This window comes from Pseudoalteromonas sp. CO348 (genome assembly GCF_004208845.1).
Classification (GTDB): domain Bacteria; phylum Pseudomonadota; class Gammaproteobacteria; order Enterobacterales; family Alteromonadaceae; genus Pseudoalteromonas; species Pseudoalteromonas maricaloris.
Genome location: NZ_SGPI01000003.1, coordinates 1 through 18,435 on the forward strand (window position 1 = coordinate 1; position 18,435 = coordinate 18,435).

At 43.7% G+C, this 18,435-nt stretch carries 18 protein-coding genes and 4 tRNA genes; 12 read left to right on the forward strand and 10 right to left on the reverse strand.

Translation table 11 applies throughout. The features are described 5' to 3' along the window. The first annotated feature begins 766 nt into the window (after positions 1-766). The gene (locus tag EXT48_RS00765) at positions 767-2,356 is read left to right on the forward strand and encodes a methyl-accepting chemotaxis protein (protein WP_130163321.1); all 1,590 of its coding nucleotides are present in this window, start codon (positions 767-769) and stop codon (positions 2,354-2,356) included. A 59-nt stretch (positions 2,357-2,415) separates the two neighbouring features. Here EXT48_RS00765 and EXT48_RS00770 read toward each other — a convergent pair whose 3' ends face one another. The 6 genes from EXT48_RS00770 to EXT48_RS00790 all read right to left on the reverse strand — a co-directional run bounded on the left by EXT48_RS00770 (position 2,416) and on the right by EXT48_RS00790 (position 7,899). Then, entirely contained in the window at positions 2,416-3,600 is a 1,185-nt protein-coding gene (locus tag EXT48_RS00770) for a dipeptidase (RefSeq protein ID WP_039494707.1), read from the reverse strand. Between the two features lie 105 nt (positions 3,601-3,705). After that, entirely contained in the window at positions 3,706-3,951 is a 246-nt protein-coding gene (locus tag EXT48_RS00775; RefSeq protein WP_010607914.1) for a YheU family protein, read from the reverse strand. 1 nt (position 3,952) lies between these two features. Then, entirely contained in the window at positions 3,953-4,960 is a 1,008-nt protein-coding gene (locus EXT48_RS00780) for a hydrolase (RefSeq protein ID WP_130163322.1), read from the reverse strand. Positions 4,961-5,207: 247 nt separating this feature from the next. Then, positions 5,208-5,354, reverse strand: a complete 147-nt coding sequence (locus EXT48_RS23670) for a hypothetical protein (protein ID WP_010374526.1) — start codon at positions 5,352-5,354, stop codon at positions 5,208-5,210. A gap of 173 nt (positions 5,355-5,527) precedes the next feature. Then, positions 5,528-5,977: a TIGR02444 family protein gene (locus EXT48_RS00785; RefSeq protein ID WP_130163323.1), complete on the reverse strand. Its 450-nt coding sequence runs from the start codon at positions 5,975-5,977 to the stop codon at positions 5,528-5,530. After that, positions 5,971-7,899, reverse strand: coding sequence for an ATP-binding cassette domain-containing protein (locus EXT48_RS00790; protein ID WP_130163324.1), 1,929 nt, complete (start codon positions 7,897-7,899; stop codon positions 5,971-5,973). Before EXT48_RS00790 ends, EXT48_RS00785 begins: the two co-directional genes overlap by 7 nt. A 130-nt stretch (positions 7,900-8,029) precedes the next feature. Here EXT48_RS00790 and EXT48_RS00795 point away from each other — a divergent pair, with 130 nt between their 5' ends. After that, on the forward strand, positions 8,030-8,230 hold the full coding sequence (locus EXT48_RS00795) for a YheV family putative zinc ribbon protein (RefSeq protein WP_010374531.1): 201 nt from the start codon (positions 8,030-8,032) through the stop codon (positions 8,228-8,230). Positions 8,231-8,258: 28 nt separating this feature from the next. On the opposite strand, the gene EXT48_RS00800 is transcribed toward EXT48_RS00795, so the two are convergent. Both EXT48_RS00800 and EXT48_RS00805 read right to left on the reverse strand, forming a co-directional pair. Beyond that, the gene (locus EXT48_RS00800) at positions 8,259-8,471 is read right to left on the reverse strand and encodes a SlyX family protein (RefSeq protein WP_010374533.1); all 213 of its coding nucleotides are present in this window, start codon (positions 8,469-8,471) and stop codon (positions 8,259-8,261) included. Beyond that, a complete protein-coding gene (locus EXT48_RS00805; RefSeq protein WP_130163325.1) occupies positions 8,468-9,481 on the reverse strand; it encodes a WD40 repeat domain-containing protein in 1,014 nt (337 codons plus the stop codon). The genes EXT48_RS00800 and EXT48_RS00805 overlap by 4 nt, the downstream gene beginning before the upstream one ends. Positions 9,482-9,749: 268 nt before the next feature. Here EXT48_RS00805 and fkpA point away from each other — a divergent pair, with 268 nt between their 5' ends. Next, complete coding sequence (gene fkpA, locus EXT48_RS00810; protein ID WP_026001096.1) at positions 9,750-10,502, forward strand: FKBP-type peptidyl-prolyl cis-trans isomerase; 753 nt, start codon at positions 9,750-9,752, stop codon at positions 10,500-10,502. A gap of 76 nt (positions 10,503-10,578) precedes the next feature. On the opposite strand, the gene EXT48_RS00815 is transcribed toward fkpA, so the two are convergent. After that, complete coding sequence (locus EXT48_RS00815; protein ID WP_010607921.1) at positions 10,579-11,049, reverse strand: Rsd/AlgQ family anti-sigma factor; 471 nt, start codon at positions 11,047-11,049, stop codon at positions 10,579-10,581. 466 nt (positions 11,050-11,515) lie between these two features. On the opposite strand from EXT48_RS00815, the gene hemE reads away from it, so the two are divergent. Next, a complete protein-coding gene (gene hemE / locus EXT48_RS00820; protein ID WP_010374544.1) occupies positions 11,516-12,580 on the forward strand; it encodes a uroporphyrinogen decarboxylase in 1,065 nt (354 codons plus the stop codon). A 281-nt stretch (positions 12,581-12,861) separates the two neighbouring features. On the opposite strand, the gene EXT48_RS00825 is transcribed toward hemE, so the two are convergent. Then, a complete protein-coding gene (locus tag EXT48_RS00825) occupies positions 12,862-14,706 on the reverse strand; it encodes a M1 family metallopeptidase (protein ID WP_045990604.1) in 1,845 nt (614 codons plus the stop codon). Between the two features lie 183 nt (positions 14,707-14,889). Between EXT48_RS00825 and murB the strand changes: the two genes are divergently transcribed. The 8 genes from murB to EXT48_RS00865 all read left to right on the forward strand — a co-directional run. Further along, on the forward strand, positions 14,890-15,909 hold the full coding sequence (gene murB, locus EXT48_RS00830; RefSeq protein WP_130163326.1) for a UDP-N-acetylmuramate dehydrogenase: 1,020 nt from the start codon (positions 14,890-14,892) through the stop codon (positions 15,907-15,909). Further along, on the forward strand, positions 15,896-16,888 hold the full coding sequence (gene birA / locus EXT48_RS00835) for a bifunctional biotin--[acetyl-CoA-carboxylase] ligase/biotin operon repressor BirA (RefSeq protein WP_130163327.1): 993 nt from the start codon (positions 15,896-15,898) through the stop codon (positions 16,886-16,888). Before murB ends, birA begins: the two co-directional genes overlap by 14 nt. After that, positions 16,885-17,577: a type III pantothenate kinase gene (locus EXT48_RS00840; RefSeq protein WP_010374559.1), complete on the forward strand. Its 693-nt coding sequence runs from the start codon at positions 16,885-16,887 to the stop codon at positions 17,575-17,577. The genes birA and EXT48_RS00840 overlap by 4 nt, the downstream gene beginning before the upstream one ends. A gap of 124 nt (positions 17,578-17,701) precedes the next feature. Next, positions 17,702-17,777: transfer RNA gene (locus EXT48_RS00845), tRNA-Thr, on the forward strand. A gap of 48 nt (positions 17,778-17,825) precedes the next feature. Further along, a tRNA-Tyr gene (locus tag EXT48_RS00850) sits at positions 17,826-17,910 on the forward strand. Between the two features lie 44 nt (positions 17,911-17,954). After that, a tRNA-Gly gene (locus EXT48_RS00855) sits at positions 17,955-18,029 on the forward strand. Positions 18,030-18,042: 13 nt separating this feature from the next. Continuing rightward, positions 18,043-18,118: transfer RNA gene (locus tag EXT48_RS00860), tRNA-Thr, on the forward strand. A gap of 137 nt (positions 18,119-18,255) precedes the next feature. After that, positions 18,256-18,435: GTP-binding protein (locus EXT48_RS00865; protein ID WP_240703331.1), on the forward strand; the 180-nt coding region annotated here is incomplete at its 3' end.

The following is an 18,435-nucleotide window of genomic DNA, read 5'->3' on the forward strand; positions in this document are numbered from 1 at the left end:
TACTCCGAAACTCGTCGGTTCACTCTTCATAAATTACTGGCTCCCGTAAGCAATTCTTAATTGGACTGTAAAATCTAAAAAACTACTCCGAAACTCGTCGGTTCACTCTTCATAAATTACTGGCTCCCGTAAGCAATTCTTAATTGGACTGTAAAATCTAAAAAACTACTCCAAAACTCGTCGGTTCACTCTTCATAAATTAATAGCTCCCGCAGCCAATTTTTAATTGGACTGCACAATCTAAAGAATTACTCCGAAACTCGTCGGTTCGCTCTTCATAAATTACTGGCTTCCGCAAGCAATTTTTAATTGGACTGCATAATCTAAAGAACTCGTACAAAAGTCGTCGGTTCACTCTTCATAAATTAATGGCTCCCGCAACCAATTTTTAATTGAACTGCATAATCTAAAGAACTCGTACAAAAGTCGTCGGTTCACTCTTCATAAATTAATAGTTCCCGCAACCAATTCTTAATTGGGCTGCACAATCTAAAGAACTCGTACAAAAGTCGTCGGTTCACTTTTCATAAATTAATGGCTCCCGCAACCAATTTTATTGGTGCTGAAGTTTTATAGTTAGCCTACTTTTCCTACACAATCTAAAACTTCATACTATTGATTCTGAAGCTGAGTATTTACTCTCTAGGTCATCGCCTCAATTTTCATCTTTTCAGCATTAAACTCGGTAGCTATATGCTGCGAATATTTGTCTATAAATCTTTATATGGTCTAGGCTTTTACTATCTCTTATTTGAGGTGTATGAAGATGGATTTACATAGTATTCGAGTCAAAAGTTCATTGCCTACGGCTATGTTGACGATCGTGCTGCTATTTGTGTTTTTTGGTTTTTCGGTGTTGCTCAATAAGGTGCAATCGGCACTTGAGATCCAAACTGAAAACTATTTAAAAGCGGTGTCAGTGGTACTCAATGCGGATAGAGACTTTTATCAAGCTCAAGAAGCCTACCTCAAATTATTAGCTGGTGAAGATAAGTGGGCGGATTTTGAAGAAAACGCCGAGCAGGTCAAACAGCGCTATCAAAAGTATCTTCAGTTTATGTCACTCCACCAGAGTGAGCTGGGTAGTTTTGCAACTTTTGATGCGGACTTTCAAAGTTGGTATCGCGTGACGGTGGCGAGTATTAAAACCCCAACAGATAAAGCGCTTCAAACTGAGTCGGCCAAGTTATTTGGTGCAGTTCGTAATGTGCTTGATAAAGCCGGTGAATTAGCCGATGGAAAATCTGCTGCAAGTCGTGCGTTAGTCGTTGCTGAGGTTACTCAGATAAAATGGGGACTTGGCGTTGGTGCCTTGCTCCTACTTGGTATTGCTTGTTGGATTGCTTATCGGATCCCTCGTCAGCTAGCAAAGCAGATAAATTTTGTGTCGGATAGGATCTCTGAAATTGCCTCTGGAGATGGAGACTTAACTGGTCGCATTGAAATCAAAGGCAATGATGAGTTTGCAAAGCTATCGCTAAACTTTAATCATTTTCTCGAGAGTTTACAGGCGATGGTTACAGCACTTGTGAAAGATGGTGGCGAGCTGTCGAGTTTGTCGTCAAAACTCAGTCATTATGCCACACAGTGCCATGACTTAATCGACTCGCTTGGTAAGTCATCACATACCATTGTTAGCGCGGTGAATCAGCTAAGTCACTCAAGTCAAGAAGTCTCGTCGGTGGCTGAAAACTCATTGAAAGAAGCTGAAGCTTCACATCGCTACGCAGCACAAGGTAAAACGGTGTTGGCAGATTCAAAACAAAAAATCACTCATCTTGCTGATAATATGGAAGCGGCACTCTCCAGTTCGTTAGCTTTACAAAAAAACTCTGAAAACATTATGCAAGTGCTCGATGTTATTCGCGGGATTGCTGAGCAAACCAATTTATTAGCGCTCAACGCGGCAATTGAAGCGGCAAGAGCGGGTGAACAAGGTCGTGGATTTGCAGTGGTAGCTGACGAGGTTAGGTCACTAGCCACTCGAACACAAGACAGCACTAATGATATTCAGAAGATGTTAGAAGCATTCTCACATAGCGTAGAGGACTCACAAAAGACCATTGAAGATGGTAAGCAGTATGTTGATGTTGCAGTAGAAAGTTTTACGAAGGCAACGGAGCTATTGGAGTTAATTGCACAAAGTGCGGTGAAAGTGACTGAGCTTTCAGAGCAAACCGCTCATGCGACTCAGCAGCAAAATGCAGTGTCTACTGAGATTAGCAGTAATCTAACTGATTTAAATGACAAAACATTGGACGGCGAGCGACTGTCTGGAGAAACGCATCAAATTTCGGATGATGTGCTGCGAGTCACCAGTAAATTGGTGGATGAATTATCCCAGTTTAAAGTCTAAGGTCTTGTAAGGTGTGCCGTGCGGCACGGCACACCTTATGAAATCAGTCGTTTGAACAGTTATTTAGCAAACTTCTTTGCGTAAGCCTCAGCTTGCTTCCACACGCGTAGGGTATTGCCACCTAAAATCTTTTTGATATCAGCGTCACTGTAGCCTCTATCCAAAAGACCTTGCACAAGATTTGGATACGTTGACACGTCTTTCAAGCCAACCGGTAGTGAGTCACCCACACCATCGTAATCTGAACCAATGCCTACATGATCTATCCCTATCAACTTAACGACGTGGTCAATGTGATCTAGCACTTGATCAAGTGTGGCAAATGGGAACGGATTTTTTGCTCTAAACGCCGCTCTAAAATCGGTGCGATCTTTGTCTTTGGCTTCTTTTTGTGCTTCGTCACGCTTGTCATACCAAGCTCCAGCTTTTGCCGTTACAAAGCTCGAGCCAAAGTTAATTTGGATCACGCCGCCATTTTTTGCCAAGGCTTTGAGCATTTCGTCATCCATATTGCGCTCGAATCCTGGGGTGTATTTACGCAGGGATGAATGTGAAGCAACGACCGGCACTTTTGAAATGTCCATAACCTGATAAAAGGCGTCATCGGAAATATGTGATACATCAATGAGCATACCAATTTTGTTCATTTCAACCACAAGCTCTTTACCAAATGGGCTTAAGCCTTTCCATTTACGGCGTACGTCATAAGAAGAGTCAGAAATATGGTTGCTTTGCGAGTGTGCTAAGGTGATATAGCGTACGCCACGGTCATAAAAATGCTTAAGGTTTTTCATCTCACCTTCAATGGGTGAGCCATTTTCCATGCCCATCGCGATAGACATAATACCACTGTCAAATTGCGCATAAATGTCATCGGTATTGTAAGCCATTGCAAATTTATCTGGTGCGCGATGCGCTAAGGCTTCCATACCGTCAATCAGTTGATTGGCGAGTTGATAGCTTTTACCTTTACCTTCAAATTCTAAATTAGCAGGAATATAAATAGACATAAATGGCGCATTAAGACCGCCTTTTACCGCGCGAGGGTAATCAAAATCACCGCCTTCGGTTGCTTGGCTAACATCATCCCATTTACTTTGGATGCGGTATGGAACGTCGATGTGTGTATCAATTAGGATGTTATCGTGAGCGAGTTTAACCGCGCGCTCAGAGGCTTTGTATTCAGTTGCATAAGCGGTAGAAACAGCCAGCGCGAGGGCGCAAAGAGCAGTGCCGAGCTTCATAAAATTGCCTTTCCTTTATAGTTATAGAAATTTGATTGTAACAACTCCTGTCACTACGACAACTGTTTACGATTAGCGCTAAATACAAAGAAAGCTGAAGGTTTTTTAATACTCGTAATCTTCCTGTGCTTGCATCGCTTGAAATTGTTGTTTGCTAACAATATTCACCGATTCATGTAATTCCGAGAAAACGATCAGCGCTTCTCCGGATTTTAGTTGTGCTTTCACTTGCGCGACTTTGCTCTCGGTGCTGACTTCAGTATCGCCATAGTCTGTTCCTTCACGCAGCACATAATGCTCAATAAGGTTGTCCAGCGTCTCTTGCGGAAGTTGTTGATAGGGAATGAGCATACTACTTAGCCTTACTATAAATTTGCTGTAAATATTGTGGGATAACGCTTTCTAGCCAAAACTTTGGTTTAAGGGGGTTACTTCCCGAAATAAACCCTACGTGACCACCGTGTGGGCTCACTGCAAGCGTTACCGGTGAGTTAACCTGAGCGGCTGTAGGCACGGCTTGTGATGATAGCATGGGGTCATCTTCGGCGTGGATCAGGAGTGTTGGTGTCGTGATCTGGGTTAAGTAGGGCTGCGAACTTGCTTGTGCGTAATAGTCTTCCGCACCGTTAAAACCATGCAGCGGTGCCGTTATCTTATCATCAAATTGCCATAGGTCATCAATGGCATAAAGGGCAGGCTTGTCTATCCTAATTTGCGACTGGATGGTGTCTAGCTTACGTGAAAAAGACTTTTTCATCCTGTCTAGCAAGTATTTTTGATAGAGCTTAAAGCAGCTCTTTCTGATCACCTGACAAGAGGAAGAAAGGTGATAAGGCGCTGAGACGACAACGCCAGCCTCAAGACCGCTTTGCGATTTGGTTTCTCCCAAGTATTTGGCAAGTACATTGCCACCGAGCGAAAAGCCAACCGCAAATAATGGCCGTTTAGGAAAACGGGCTTTTAGCGTGTCTATAAAAAAGCCAAGATCTGAAGTTTCGCCGCTATGATAAGCTCTGGCTTGGCGATTTACTTCACGTGAGCAGTTGCGAAAGTGCATCAGTACGGCATCAAAACCATGGTGTACCAACGCTTTTAATAGGCCTTTTGCATAAAAGCTGTTGATATTGCCTTCTAGCCCATGCAATACCACAACCAAAGGTGCCGATTTGTCGCCGTGTTTTGCCCATGCAAGTTCTAAAAAGTCATCGTCTGGTGTGTCTAGTGTTTCATAGTCGACGGGCACCTGTAATCTCGGCCTAAAGAATCGCGGAAGTATGGTTTGGGCATGGCGGTTGCGCATCCACCAAGCAGGCTTAAATTCGTAATTATCGGCTGTTATTGTTTTCATGGCTTGATTCATAATAGAAACTGCGTCTTTTTGGCGGTTGCTCGCAAAGCAAAGAAAGGAAGCTATCCAGTTGCAAAACACGTTTTAGCCAGTTTAACGTATTATCAGGTGAGGGTTAAGCAAATAAAAAGCACCCGACCAGTAAACTGATAAGGTGCTTTGTGCGTCGTGCTTAATTCTGCAAGTTGGGGAACTACGTCGAGCCGATCTTCTACTACTTATTCTTCAATCGCCCCAAGGTAATACATTTAAATCTGTTCTATTGTTCGTTAGGTACTTCAGCGTCCATGACTTTTTTAATGAAAAAGTAGACGTAATAACAGCACAGCAAAATTACAATCCCTAAAAAGCCAAAAGACAGAAACAACACAGGGTCGGAAAAAAAGTCTCTAAAGAATACGTTCATGGCTGTGCCTCCTAATTTGTCGATGAGTAAATAGTAGTGGAGGTCTGAGGGGCTTGATATGATCAAGATCAAGTTTCAATCCTGAGTGAAATCAAACCTAGGCAAAGGCTTGATCTCGATCAGGTTTTATATCTAAGTTGGGTAAATAACAGGGCTTATATTGATTTAATGGCTTAGAAGTCAGTCGTATTGAATAAAGCGTCGTACTCACTCTGACTCAAATAGAGCAGCACATTGTTACTTGATTGCAGTGGTGCAGACGAAAAGCGCTTTAATGTCTCCAGCAATAGCGCTTGTTGACGCTTTTCAAGCTCAAGCTCTGCGGTCAGCATCGCTGAACGCAACTTTTGATAGTCTTGGTAGTCTTGGTGATGTGTTTTTAGGGTATGGCGGATCGCGCGTTGGGGTTGTAGCACCGCTTGGTCAAATTGCTTAGCAGTCTTTACCAGTGCGGCTAGGGTGTCGGGGGTAATCGTCAGTGCTAAAGTGTCTAGGTAACAAAGTAACAGGCACAGGTTGATATTTTTGCCTGCAGTATCTTGCAAATTCAGCAGCCGCGATTGCATTTGCGGGCGGCTGTAGAACTCACAGGCAAACTGCCAAAAGTCTTCACGACTTAGCATATCTCTCCAGTCTCATCGAAATGATTTTGCTTTTCTTCTAACTCTTCCAATGCCATTAATAAGTTTTCTTCTATGTCATTAAGCTCTGGGGTTATCTTGGCTTGTTTTGCTAGTAAGTCACTTAATTTTGCCTTGTTTTCGTCCGTGTATAGGTTGTTGTCAGCCAAAGCTTGCTCAATCTCCTCTGCTTGCTCAGTGAGTTTGTCGAGCTGTTTTTCGAGCTTTTCAATCGACTTTTTCAACGGCTGAATGGTTTTTCTGAATTCGGCTTCAAGACGCTTTTGCTCTTTACGATTGGCATTAGAGTTTTGCTTTGGTTCAGCCTCTGAACCACTTGATTTCGCTTGCTCTTTATTGGCATTCATAAGCCATTGGTAATAGGCATCTAAGTCATAGCCGAACTGAGAAACGGTTCCATTATCAACTAAATAGTACTCGTCAGCGGTATTTTTCAGCATGTGGCGATCGTGGGAAACCGTGACCATTGCACCCTCAAAACCTTGTAAGGCCATTACTAGTGCGTGTCGCATTTCTAAATCTAGGTGGTTGGTCGGCTCATCGAGTAACAGCAGGTTCGGCTTTTGATACACCAACATCGCAAGTACGAGTCGTGCTTTTTCGCCACCAGAAAACGGCGCAACGGGTTCGAGGGCCTTATCACCATGAAAAGCAAAACCGCCCAAAAAATCGCGAATAAGCTGCTCTGGTACTTTAGGGTCTAGACGTTGAATATGGGTAACCGCACTGGCCTCAAGATCGAGAGACTCAAGCTGATGCTGAGCAAAATAGCCAACATTTAATCCTTGATGTTGAAACACTTCACCAGCTTGTGGGGTTAAATCGCCGGCAAGTAACTTGATTAGGGTCGATTTACCAGCGCCGTTGCGGCCAAGTAACGCAATACGGCTACCTGGGACCAGATTAAGCTTGATGTCATGCAAAATGGTAACGTCACCATAGCCCGCTTTGGCTTGCTCTAGTGTCATCAATGGATTAGGCAAGCTTGTTGGATCTGCAAATTCGAAATTAAATGGTGAATCTGCATGAGCGGGCGCAAGCATTTCCATGCGTTCAAGGGCCTTCACACGACTTTGCGCTTGTTTTGCTTTACTCGCTTTCGCTTTAAAGCGGGTAATAAACTTCTCTAAATGTGCAATCGTTTCTTGTTGCTTCTCGTAAAGCGCTTGGTGCTGTGCCATGCGCTCTGCTTTTTGACGCTCAAACTGAGAATAGTGACCTTTATAAACGTTGATCTGCTGTTGGTCGATATGCCAAATCTCGCTAACAACCGCATCTAAAAATTCGCGGTCGTGAGAAATAAGCACTAATGTACCCTGATAGGCGCGCAAAAAGCGTTCTAGCCAATAAACCGCGTCCAAGTCCAAGTGGTTGGTTGGCTCATCCAGAAGTAATAAATCGGCATCGCGGATCAGCGCTTGCGCAAGGTTCAAGCGCATGCGCCAGCCACCAGAAAAGTCGCTAACGGCAAACTCAATCTGTTCATTGCTAAAACCAAGGCCATGGAGTAGTTCACCCGCTTTGGCTTCAATACTATACCCTTTGATGTTCTCTAGCTGTTGGTGTGCTTTTGCTTGTAGTTCCCCATCACCGTCCCGCTCCGCTTGTTGTAGCTGCGTTCTCAATACATAGTATTCAGGGTGTCCCTGTAGTACATACTCGAGGGCGCTAATGGAGAGTGCTGGGGTTTCTTGTTTTACCGATGCAATAGACCAATCTTTTGGAATAGAAAAATCACCTGAATCGAGTTGCAGCTCACCTTTTAGCAGCGCAAAGAGAGATGATTTACCACAGCCATTGGCACCGACAAGGCCCGCCTTATGTTGTGGATAAAGCGTTGCATTAGCTTGTTTTAGCAGTGTTTTACTGCCACGAAGTAGCTCGATATCAGAAAGTTGGATCATAATTCTAAAAGTCTGTCTAAATTGCGCGCATCATAGCATGGATCCAATCCCTTACTCCAAGCGTATCATGACAAATAAAATTAGGATAAAATGACAAACCTTAAACTCGGTGTTCATTAGAGGTGTAGAGTTGAAAGTTAAGAAGCGTTTTATTGCAGGGGCAAGTTGTCCAGAATGCCAAAAAATCGACGTAATGATGCTCTACAAAGAGCATGATGTTGAAAAAGTTGAATGTGTTGAGTGTGGCCACGTAATGTCTCAGCCGAAAGATGCGGTACAGGCTTCTACACGCCAGTTTGAGCAAGTTATTGGAGTGTTCAAACCGGAGTGAGTGCTCACCCCGGTTTTCAATTTATTTGTTAGTAGTGCGGTGGTGGTGGCTCTTGATGTTGAGGCATTAAACCCGGATCGCGGCCTTCTTTCATTTTCTCTGCCAATAGCTCAATTTGTCGTTGCATTTTAGCCAAGCGCTGCTGATGTGCCTTTAGCTCTTCATTTAAGGTTTCGATTGTATCTTCTTGAAAGGCAAGCTTAGCCTCAAGCTCAGTAATTCTGTTTTCGATTTCGTTCATGGCTTTTTCACCTGCGCAAATTTTTCCAGTAGTCCGCTGGAGCTTTCGGTTAACAATGCAGTGTCTTGGTCTTGAAAAGTAACGTCAAATACAACCGCAGACTTGGGGCGGCTGCCTTCTCGGGGTTGTACACGCCAAGTTTGCAATCGTTCGCCATCACTCACTTGCCATAAAATAAGCTCGCGGTTAGGTGAGCCGGTAGCCAAGAGCGTTGCGTCTTGATTAAAGCGCACTGCACTGAAAATTTTCTGGCGAGCAATATACTGTAATTGTGCTTTGAGATCACCAGAAGTTAATTGCCAAATGCTCGCTTTTTTCATGCTATCTGCGGTAAAAGCAAATCTTCCTTGGTCATCTAATGCAACTTTGGTCACGCGACTTGGGTGGTTAAAGCGATGGATCACTTGCCCCGTTCTAGTATCCCAAAAGTAAGCGGTATAGTCGTTGCCTCCGGTTAAGGCAAAGTGACCATTGGGAGACATGGCAATAGAATTGATATTTTCTTGATGTCCAAGGAACTCTATCCGCCTTCCACTCTCTAAGTCGAGGTGAACGACAACGTTATCACTGCGGGCATAGAGTAAATATCGGCCCGCATTGCTAATTGCGATATCTCGAATAGTGCCAGACTCGATCTCAAAATATCCTAGGTTTTGACCGCTTTCGACGCTCCAGATGGCGAATGTTTTATCAGTGGCAGTGACGGCCGTGGAGTTGTCATTAGCTAAAGCCAGTGAGTGAATGAGATCGTCGGGGGCATCAGAGTGACGCCATTGAAATTTGAGGCCTTGCTCTTGATTATCCCAAAGTACGGCCCCATGCTCTATGGATGAAACAAGGCTGTAGTGACCGTCCGCAGAGATAGCTGCAGAAAATGCCCCTCTGCTGGCATGTTCTATGGTCATAACGGCTTTTGAAGTGTCAGGGCCACAGCCGGTTAAGGTGAAGCAACTGAGCATCGCGCATGCAAAGAGGAGGCTTGTCCACTTAATGTTGACGAGTTTGACCATAAATTAGGTAAATCCTCCTTAACTCCGAAGTCTACAACAGTTAGACTAAAGGCACTAAAAACAAGATATTATTTTGATATTAGCGTATTAAAAGCGTAATGTCGTTACGCGATAATGGCAAGCAAATGCATATTGGCATTCTGATCAGAGAATGTTAATGTGGCTAGCACCTTTTCTTATTAATATAAAATTAACAATGGCACCGCATATCAAGCTCTCTTGCGCGAGCATTGGTGTTTTGATAGTAGGGACTGTCGGAGAGTTGAGAATGAAACAGACAATTAAACTGTCACTCGTTGCTGCTTCAGTGTTAGCACTAGTAGCGTGTAATAAAAAAGCAGAAGAGCAGAAGCCTGCTGAAGTTAAGCTAGATACAGAGGTGCAACAGCAAGCATACGGTATCGGTGCTTCAGTTGGTAACTTCTTGCAAAAAGACTTAGCGGATAAAAAAGAGCTAGGCATTGAACTTGATCAAGAGTTACTTATGCGTGGTTTTAAAGACGCTCTGGCTGGTGAAGCTAAGCTGGATGAAGCAAAAATCCGTGAAGTACTCACTTCACTAGATTCTTCTGTTCGTGAAAAGCAAGCTGCTAAAGTTGAAGCTGACGCGAAGAAAAATAAAGAAGAAGGCGATAAGTACCTAGCTGAGAACGCGAAGAAAGAGGGCGTTCAGGTGACTGAGTCAGGTCTTCAATATGAAGTGCTAAGTGAAGGTGATGGCAAAAAGCCAGTCGCAACAGACAAGGTGACAGTGCATTATAAAGGTACATTGCTAGATGGTTCTGAGTTCGATAGCTCTTACGCACGTAATGAGCCTGCCACTTTCAACCTAAATCAAGTTATTGCAGGTTGGACTGAAGGTCTACAGTTAATGAACACTGGCGCTAAGTATAAGTTTACTATTCCTGCGGAGCTTGCATACGGCACTCGTAACCTTGGTAAAATTCCAGCTAACTCAACACTGGTATTTGAAGTTGAACTGCTAGGTATCGAAGACGAAGCTGAAGAAGCTGCTGAATAATTTGGCAGTGTCCGTAAAGAAAAAGGTGAGATAGCTATCTCACCTTTTTTTATATTTTGGTGCCCGCAAATTTAGACTATTCAGTGTGATTAGAATAAAGGTTATCGATCAGTTCGTCTTCCAATTGGAAGCGTAACTCAAGCGTTTCACCTAACACAGACAAGTCGTTATCGAAGTCTGCTAATTCTTGTGTTTCTTGATTTACTTCAGCGTATTTGTCGTTGAAATCAAGTGCGGTATCAGTCGTATCTGTGATTCGAGGGTACAGTGACTGAGCCAATTTTGCGCTTTCAGGGCCTTTTTCTTGGCAGGCCTCAACAATGTTGTCATAAATTTCAAAATGACCAGCTGAAAGATAGTCCATCAAAATCTGGCAGAATGACTGAATGTCAACTTGCTCAGGAAGTGCTTTACCATTTCGAGTTGGTGAGCATCCTGCAACTTTATAATATAAAACCAATAGTTCCTGACGCTCTGCTAACCATGCATCAATTACACTATGGCTGCCTCCCCATTTCTGTTGGGCTTGTTCTAACTGCGAAAGCATAGTGATTCTCCTTAAGCGGGTTACCTACCTCTATGGAAAGGGAAACGGGGCAAAAGGTCAACCAATTTTTTCTGTAAAAGCGTAAAAAGATCAAAAGATTATTGGTTTGATTATCGGGAATGTTAACAAATTCAGGAGGATAAAAATAAAAAAACCACCGAGAGAAACTCAAGGTGGTTCAAAATAGCAGTTTAGCTTGTTGCGTAATGTTGTTATTTTTCTAATTGAAGGTGTTTTGTTGTTATTTTTCTAACGCGGTAATTTTATACCAACCTTTTAATCGTGTTGCAAACAGTTTAATCGCTTGTTTCGGTAATTTTTACACAAGCTTATGAATTTGTTCCTAATAAAGTGAGGTTTAATCTAGATCATAACGAGGCGTTGGCAAGGATAGTTTAGATAGTGCCCATGTGCACTTAGTGATACAATCCGCACAATTGAATTTAAGTATTGGAATAGAGACGCTATGAGCGAATTAAAAAACGATCGTTATTTACGAGCGCTATTAAAACAACCAGTTGACGTCACACCAGTATGGATGATGCGCCAAGCTGGTCGTTATCTACCAGAGTATCGTGCCACCAGAGCACAAGCTGGTGACTTTATGAGCCTTTGTAAAAATGCAGAACTGGCATGTGAAGTGACATTACAGCCGCTGCGTCGTTATCCACTAGATGCGGCGATTCTGTTTAGCGATATTTTGACTATTCCAGATGCAATGGGACTTGGACTTTACTTTGAAACTGGTGAAGGTCCAAAGTTTGAGCGTCCTATCCAATCGTTAGACGATGTTAAAAAGCTACCAAAATTAGATCCAACCGATGAGCTTGGTTATGTAATGAATGCAGTGAGTACAATTCGTCGTGAGCTTAAAGGTGAAGTACCACTTATTGGTTTCTCCGGCTCACCATGGACGCTAGCGACTTACATGATTGAAGGCGGTAGCAGCAAAACATTCGGTAAGATTAAAAAGATGGCGTTTGCAGAGCCGCAGACACTCCACCTACTGCTAGATAAAGTGGCTGATTCGGTTATCGACTACCTAAATGCGCAAGTAAAAGCGGGTGCTCAGTCGCTGATGATCTTCGACTCTTGGGGTGGAGTATTAAGCCCACGTGACTACAAAGAGTTTTCACTACAATATATGCACAAAATTGTAGATGGCCTGATCCGTGAAAATGATGGTCGCAAAGTACCTGTGACATTATTCACGAAGAACGGCGGTCAATGGATTGAAGCAATTGCAGCTACTGGATGTGATGCAGTTGGTCTAGATTGGACGATTGATATTGCCGATGCAAAACGTCGTGTAGGCGATAAAGTCGCACTACAAGGTAATATGGATCCTTCAATGCTACACGGTACCCATGAGCGTATTCGTGAAGAAGTTCAGCATATATTAGCCGGCTTTGGCGAAGGTAATGGTCATGTGTTTAACTTAGGCCATGGCATTACACCTGATGTTGACCCTGAAAATGCAGGTGTCTTCATCAATGCGGTTCACGAATTTAGCCGTCAATATCACAAGTAATTTAAGTTTGAACTTAAACTTAAAATAGAGAAGAGCGCTTATTGAAGCGCTCTTTTTGTTTTTGAAATGTATTATACCAATTGCACTAAGTCTCCAATCAATTTGAAGGGGGAAATACCATATTAGCGTCGTTAAAAATTTCTCATTTAGAACAACTAAATAGCAAAATTTTTGCCTTGCCTATATGGATATAGGTACCTTGGCGGTAGCAGGACGCGAGAGCGGAGCTACTAAAGCTATTTCTCCGATTCAAATAGCTCATTTACCTAATACAATTGGTATTATTCAAATAAGGCGTCGATGGTGCCTTGAGCAAGTGGGTGGTATCCCGGACGTGCTTGTTGATAAACACGGTAAGCCCAGTCACGCTTGCCATGCTTAATGAGGGACTTGTATAAATTCACAATAAGCTTGCGACGACCAATACTTACTAGATGCTTTTCAAGGTCTGGGTAAATAGCTTGGTAGCCGTTACCTACTGCTAGCATATACCAAGCAAATGCGCGTTCAGCGTTGGTCGATTGCGTCAGCTTAAATGCCTTGTCCAATGCTTCCATACGCTCGATGGCGAGATCTCTTGGTAAGTTATTAATAAAGTGCAGCCACTCATGTACTGTCCAAGCGTCGGTCGGTAAATCTGCAAGTGTTTTCTCGTCTTTTAACCAAGCTTGAGTTAGCGCATCCACTTTTTCAAAAGCATCAGAAGTTGGGTTCGGTGCGTCGCTTGGCAAGCCTGGCTCATAAATCCACTCTTTGGCTTTTTCTAAGCTCACGATACCAGGATATTGCTGTAGCAAGTTTTTGTCTAAGTACGCGACGAATTCATCAGTAGTCAGAGATTTAAAAGAGAAAGTGTTAAAGTAGGTTTTAACAAACTTGTCGAACTTGTCACGACCAAACTTTTCTTCTAGATAAATAAGGAATAATTGACCTTTAGTGTAAGGTACAGAGCTAAATGCATCGTCAGGATCGCGGCCATTAAGCTCTAAATTCATGCGTGTATCAGGAGCGGCGATAGTTTTAAGTTGTGCACGCAGCCCAGCAGCGTCAAGAGCTTGCTCCATCACCGCGCGGTCACGACCAAACACTTCTTCCATAATACGGTTTTCAACGTAAGAGGTGAAACCCTCATTTAGCCACAGATCTTCCCATGTTGCGTTGGTCACTAAGTTGCCAGACCAAGAGTGCGCTAACTCATGGGCGATTAGGTTTACTAAACTTTTGTCACCGGCAACTACGGTTGGCGTGATAAATGACAGGCGTGGATTTTCCATACCTCCAAACGGGAAGCTAGGCGGCAACATGAGCAGGTCGTATCTACCCCAAGCGTATTCACCATACATGGCATTGGTTTTGTCGATCATCGCTTGTGTATCGTTAAACTCTGCAACAGAGGCATCGAGGATTTGCGGTTCTGCAAAAATCGCAGTTTGGTGCGACATCTCTTTATATTCAAGGTTACCTGCACCAATTGCAATTAGGTACGGTGGGATAGCTTGCGGCATATCAAACCAATAATCGCCATCTTTGATCAATGCGCCGGTATTGTCCGCGCTCATTACCGCACGCACATCTTTAGGCGTATGTACACGAGCAGAGTAAGTCACACGCATTGCTGGCGTATCCTGCACAGGGATCCAACTACGAGCATGAATAGCTTGAGATTGGCTATACATAAATGGGTGAGATTTACTTGCGGTTTGCTGTGGTGTTAACCACTGTAGACCTGATGCTACTGGCAAGCTGTTGTAATAAATACGTGCTTTTTTTGCTTGCTCTTTAAAGTGAATAGTTAACTTAGCACCTTTCACATCATCGCGCTTGGCAAGATCAAACTTGGCGGTATGCCATTTATCATCTTTACCTTGATACATCACTTTGTCGATTTCGAGGTCACGCGTATCTAGTACCAGCGTTCTTGCTTGGCGATTCTGCCAATCTAGTGTGTGTTCAACAAAACCTTCTAGCTGCTTATCTTCAAAGTCAACGTCTAGGTCTAAATGCAAGTGTGTGGTAATAACATCGTTAAGATTGGCGTAAGTGTGTTGGTCAACGGCTGCGTTTACATCAGCAGTGTGGACAAGGCCAGCCATGGCGAGGCTGAGCGTAAGTGCCGAAAGTTTCATCATAATGCTGCTCTTATAAAAAGAATATTCCCAATTAGAACGGCTAACATAACTAATTTCTGACCATTTAAACAGTATAAGCCGATGGGTTACATAAAATGATGGGTAAGATGACGTTAATGCGTAAGTCAGGGCAATGCGCTACACTAGCGCCAGTTTAGTTAATATTGGCAAGGTGCTGCAGTGACAAGTTTGCAGTCTTATCACACTTTTTCGCTGCCGTCGGGTTGCGAGTCCCTTATCGTTATCACAGATCCACATGCGCTGGTTGAGCTCGATTTCAGTCGTCCTTTCTTTTTAATTGGGGAAGGGAGTAATACCATTTTTCTGGAAGACTATGCTGGAACCGTTATTAAGCTTGCGACCTTAGGTGTCGATATCGAGCAACAAGATGATAGTTATGTTGTTACAGTCGCAGCTGGAGAAAACTGGCACCAGCTCGTTACAAAGCTGCTTGATAACGGAATTGACGGGTTAGAAAATCTCGCGCTGATCCCTGGTACTGTTGGTGCGGCGCCGGTACAAAACATCGGCGCCTACGGCGTTGAAGTATCACAATTTATCACCGCCGTTAGAGGATTTGATATCGCTGAGCGGCGCTTCACGACATTAACAAATGCCGAGTGTGAATTTGGCTATCGAGATTCAGTCTTTAAACACCGCCTAAAAGATAAGTTCGTTATTACTGAAGTGACATTGACTTTGCCTAAACGTTGGCAGCCAACGTTAAGTTATGGCCCTCTACAAAGTTTGAGTGATACAGCAACCGCGCAAGAGATTTGTGAAGCGGTGATAGTTACTCGAAACAGTAAATTGCCCGATCCTGCGACGCTTGCAAATGCTGGGAGCTTTTTTAAAAATCCAGTAGTTGATAGGGCGTTTGCAGCTCAGTTGCAAAGTAAATTTCCAGAGATGCCAGCGTTTGATGTGGATAATGACAATGTAAAACTTGCGGCTGGCTGGTTAATTGACAAAGCGGGTCTAAAAGGCTGCCACCGTGGAGCCATTCGTGTGTATGAGAAACAGGCACTGGTACTTGTTCATAGTGGTGGCAGTACCGGTGAAGATTTAACACAGTTAGTGAGTCATATTCAGCAAACCGTTTGGCAAAAATTTGCTGTGTTACTTGAGCATGAAGTGCGCCTTATAACAAAGCATGGTGAATGTCAGTTACAAAGTGTGGAATGCCATGAAAACGCCTGATCATAAAAAGCAAACGATTTTAGCGGCCTTGAATAAAGGAGAATTTATCTCAGGGCAAGAACTTGGCGAGCAATTAGGTATTAGTCGCGCGGCTATTGCGAAGCATATAGCGGCGTTGCAAGAGATGGGCGTGGATATTTTTCGAGTCAATGGCCGCGGTTATAAACTCAATTATAGCTTACCACTTATTCATCAAAGTAAGTTGAATACTCTATGGCAACAGCAGTTTCAAAGTGAGTGTCCAATCGAATATTACGCAATTATAGACTCCACGAATAGCGAGCTAATGCGTCGTTTACAGGACAAACAGAATATGGGCTCAGGCCATGTCTTGGTGGCTGAAATGCAGCAAGCTGGCAGAGGGCGCAGAGGTCGGGTATGGCAATCGCCCTTTGGTGCTAACCTTTATTACAGTTATTACTGGCAGTTTGACGCTGGCATGCAAGCGGCGATGGGCTTATCCATTGCTGTAGGACTTGCAGTATATGATGCGTTAAAGGTCCTTTATGGTATTTCCGTTGAACTAAAATGGCCAAACGATATATATCTCAACCAGCAAAAACTGGCGGGGATCTTGGTTGAACTAGAGGGGCTGGTGGAAGGGCCTTGCCATCTCGTGATTGGGATTGGGCTAAATATATGCATGCCAGAATCTGCCTCTAAACACATCGACCAAGCGTGGACAGATCTGCAAACGCACTTAGGCCAAATTGATAAAAATCAGTTAGTGGTGCAGCTCACTCACTCCTTGTCTGAGCGTCTTGCCCAGTATAAAGAGTCTGGACTGAGCGAAATGGTGACCGAATGGAATAGTCTAAATGCCTTTAAAGGTGACGCAGTGACCTTGAGCACAGGACAAAGAGAATGGCGTGGGATCTGTGAAGGCATCGATATGCAAGGAGGCATATTGCTTAGGCAAGATGGTGAGCTTAAAGCTTTTTATGGCGGTGAAATTTCGTTAAGAAAGGTGATATCGTGAAACTGCTAATCGACGTAGGTAATACTGCAGTTAAATATGCGCTTGAGCATGAAGGCCGTATTAGTCCTGTAAAAGAAAGTAATATTGAATGGCAAAAGCTAACTGCAATTGTCTGCTCTCAGGTTGGTAAGGGAGCGGGATTACAGTGGGTGGAAAGTCGCGCCTCTGAGTTTGGTCTTGTGCTAGAGCAAGCACAAGTATCGCCAAGGCGAGCTGGGGTAACTTGCGCCTATCCTAGTTTTAAAAATTTGGGGATTGATAGGTGGCTTGCGGTACTCGCCGCGCATGCTCTATATCCAACGCAAGATATAATCGTGATTGATTCTGGCACTGCGACCACGGTTGATGTAGTGACTGCACAAGGGATACACATGGGTGGGTGGATTTTGCCAGGTATCGATCTCATGATTTCCAGTATTACCGCGCGTGCAGAGCGGGTATTTTGTGATGACAACACGCCTTTTGCCGCAGAATTTGCTAAAAATACACCAGAAGCGGTGAAAAATGGTGCGTTAGCCGCAACACTTGGGCTCGTACATAGTGCAAAACAGCAACTTAATAATGAGTCTGCGTTGGTATTGTGCGCAGGTGGATATGGCGAGTTAATAAAAAACCATATTGCGTCAGCGGTTTTTGATGACCTTTTGGTATTCAAAGGGCTGTCAGTTTGGTGGAAAAACCCACAATAACTGTAAAAATGTCATGGGATTGGCTTAAAACTGAGCGTTTGAACAATAAATTTAAATTTTTTTGCATATTCCTGTTGCATCAAGTCAATGGTTGCTCTAATATCTCGCCCCGTACTAAAGCAGTGCCGACTTAGCTCAGTTGGTAGAGCAACTGACTTGTAATCAGTAGGTCATCCGTTCGACTCGGATAGTCGGCACCATCTTTTTACCCTATCTTGTATAGGATGCTTTAGGAAAGAATTTTACGTGGAGGGGTTCCCGAGCGGCCAAAGGGATCAGACTGTAAATCTGACGGCTCAGCCTTCGCTGGTTCGAATCCAGCTCCCTCCACCACTTTATTCTTGACGGTTAGAGGTAGTTAAGAACAGGTTCCTAAAGCGGGCATCGTATAATGGCTATTACCTCAGCCTTCCAAGCTGATGATGCGGGTTCGATTCCCGCTGCCCGCTCCAGTTCGTCTGGCGTGCTGATATAGCTCAGTTGGTAGAGCGCACCCTTGGTAAGGGTGAGGTCGGCAGTTCAAATCTGCCTATCAGCACCAGTCTCCGAAGAATCTTCTCAAATACTTCCTTTGAATTGTCGAAAAAATATTTATAATAGACTGAATAATTCTAATCCACACTCGTCGTGGATTATTTTTATATGTAATCTAGATACACAAAACTTATAGGTTTCGTCATGGCAAAAGAAAAGTTTGAACGCGTAAAACCGCACGTAAACGTTGGTACTATCGGCCACGTTGACCACGGTAAAACAACTCTAACTGCAGCAATCACAAACGTACTTGCAAAAGTATACGGTGGTACAGCAAAAGACTTCGCATCAATCGATAACGCTCCAGAAGAGCGTGAGCGTGGT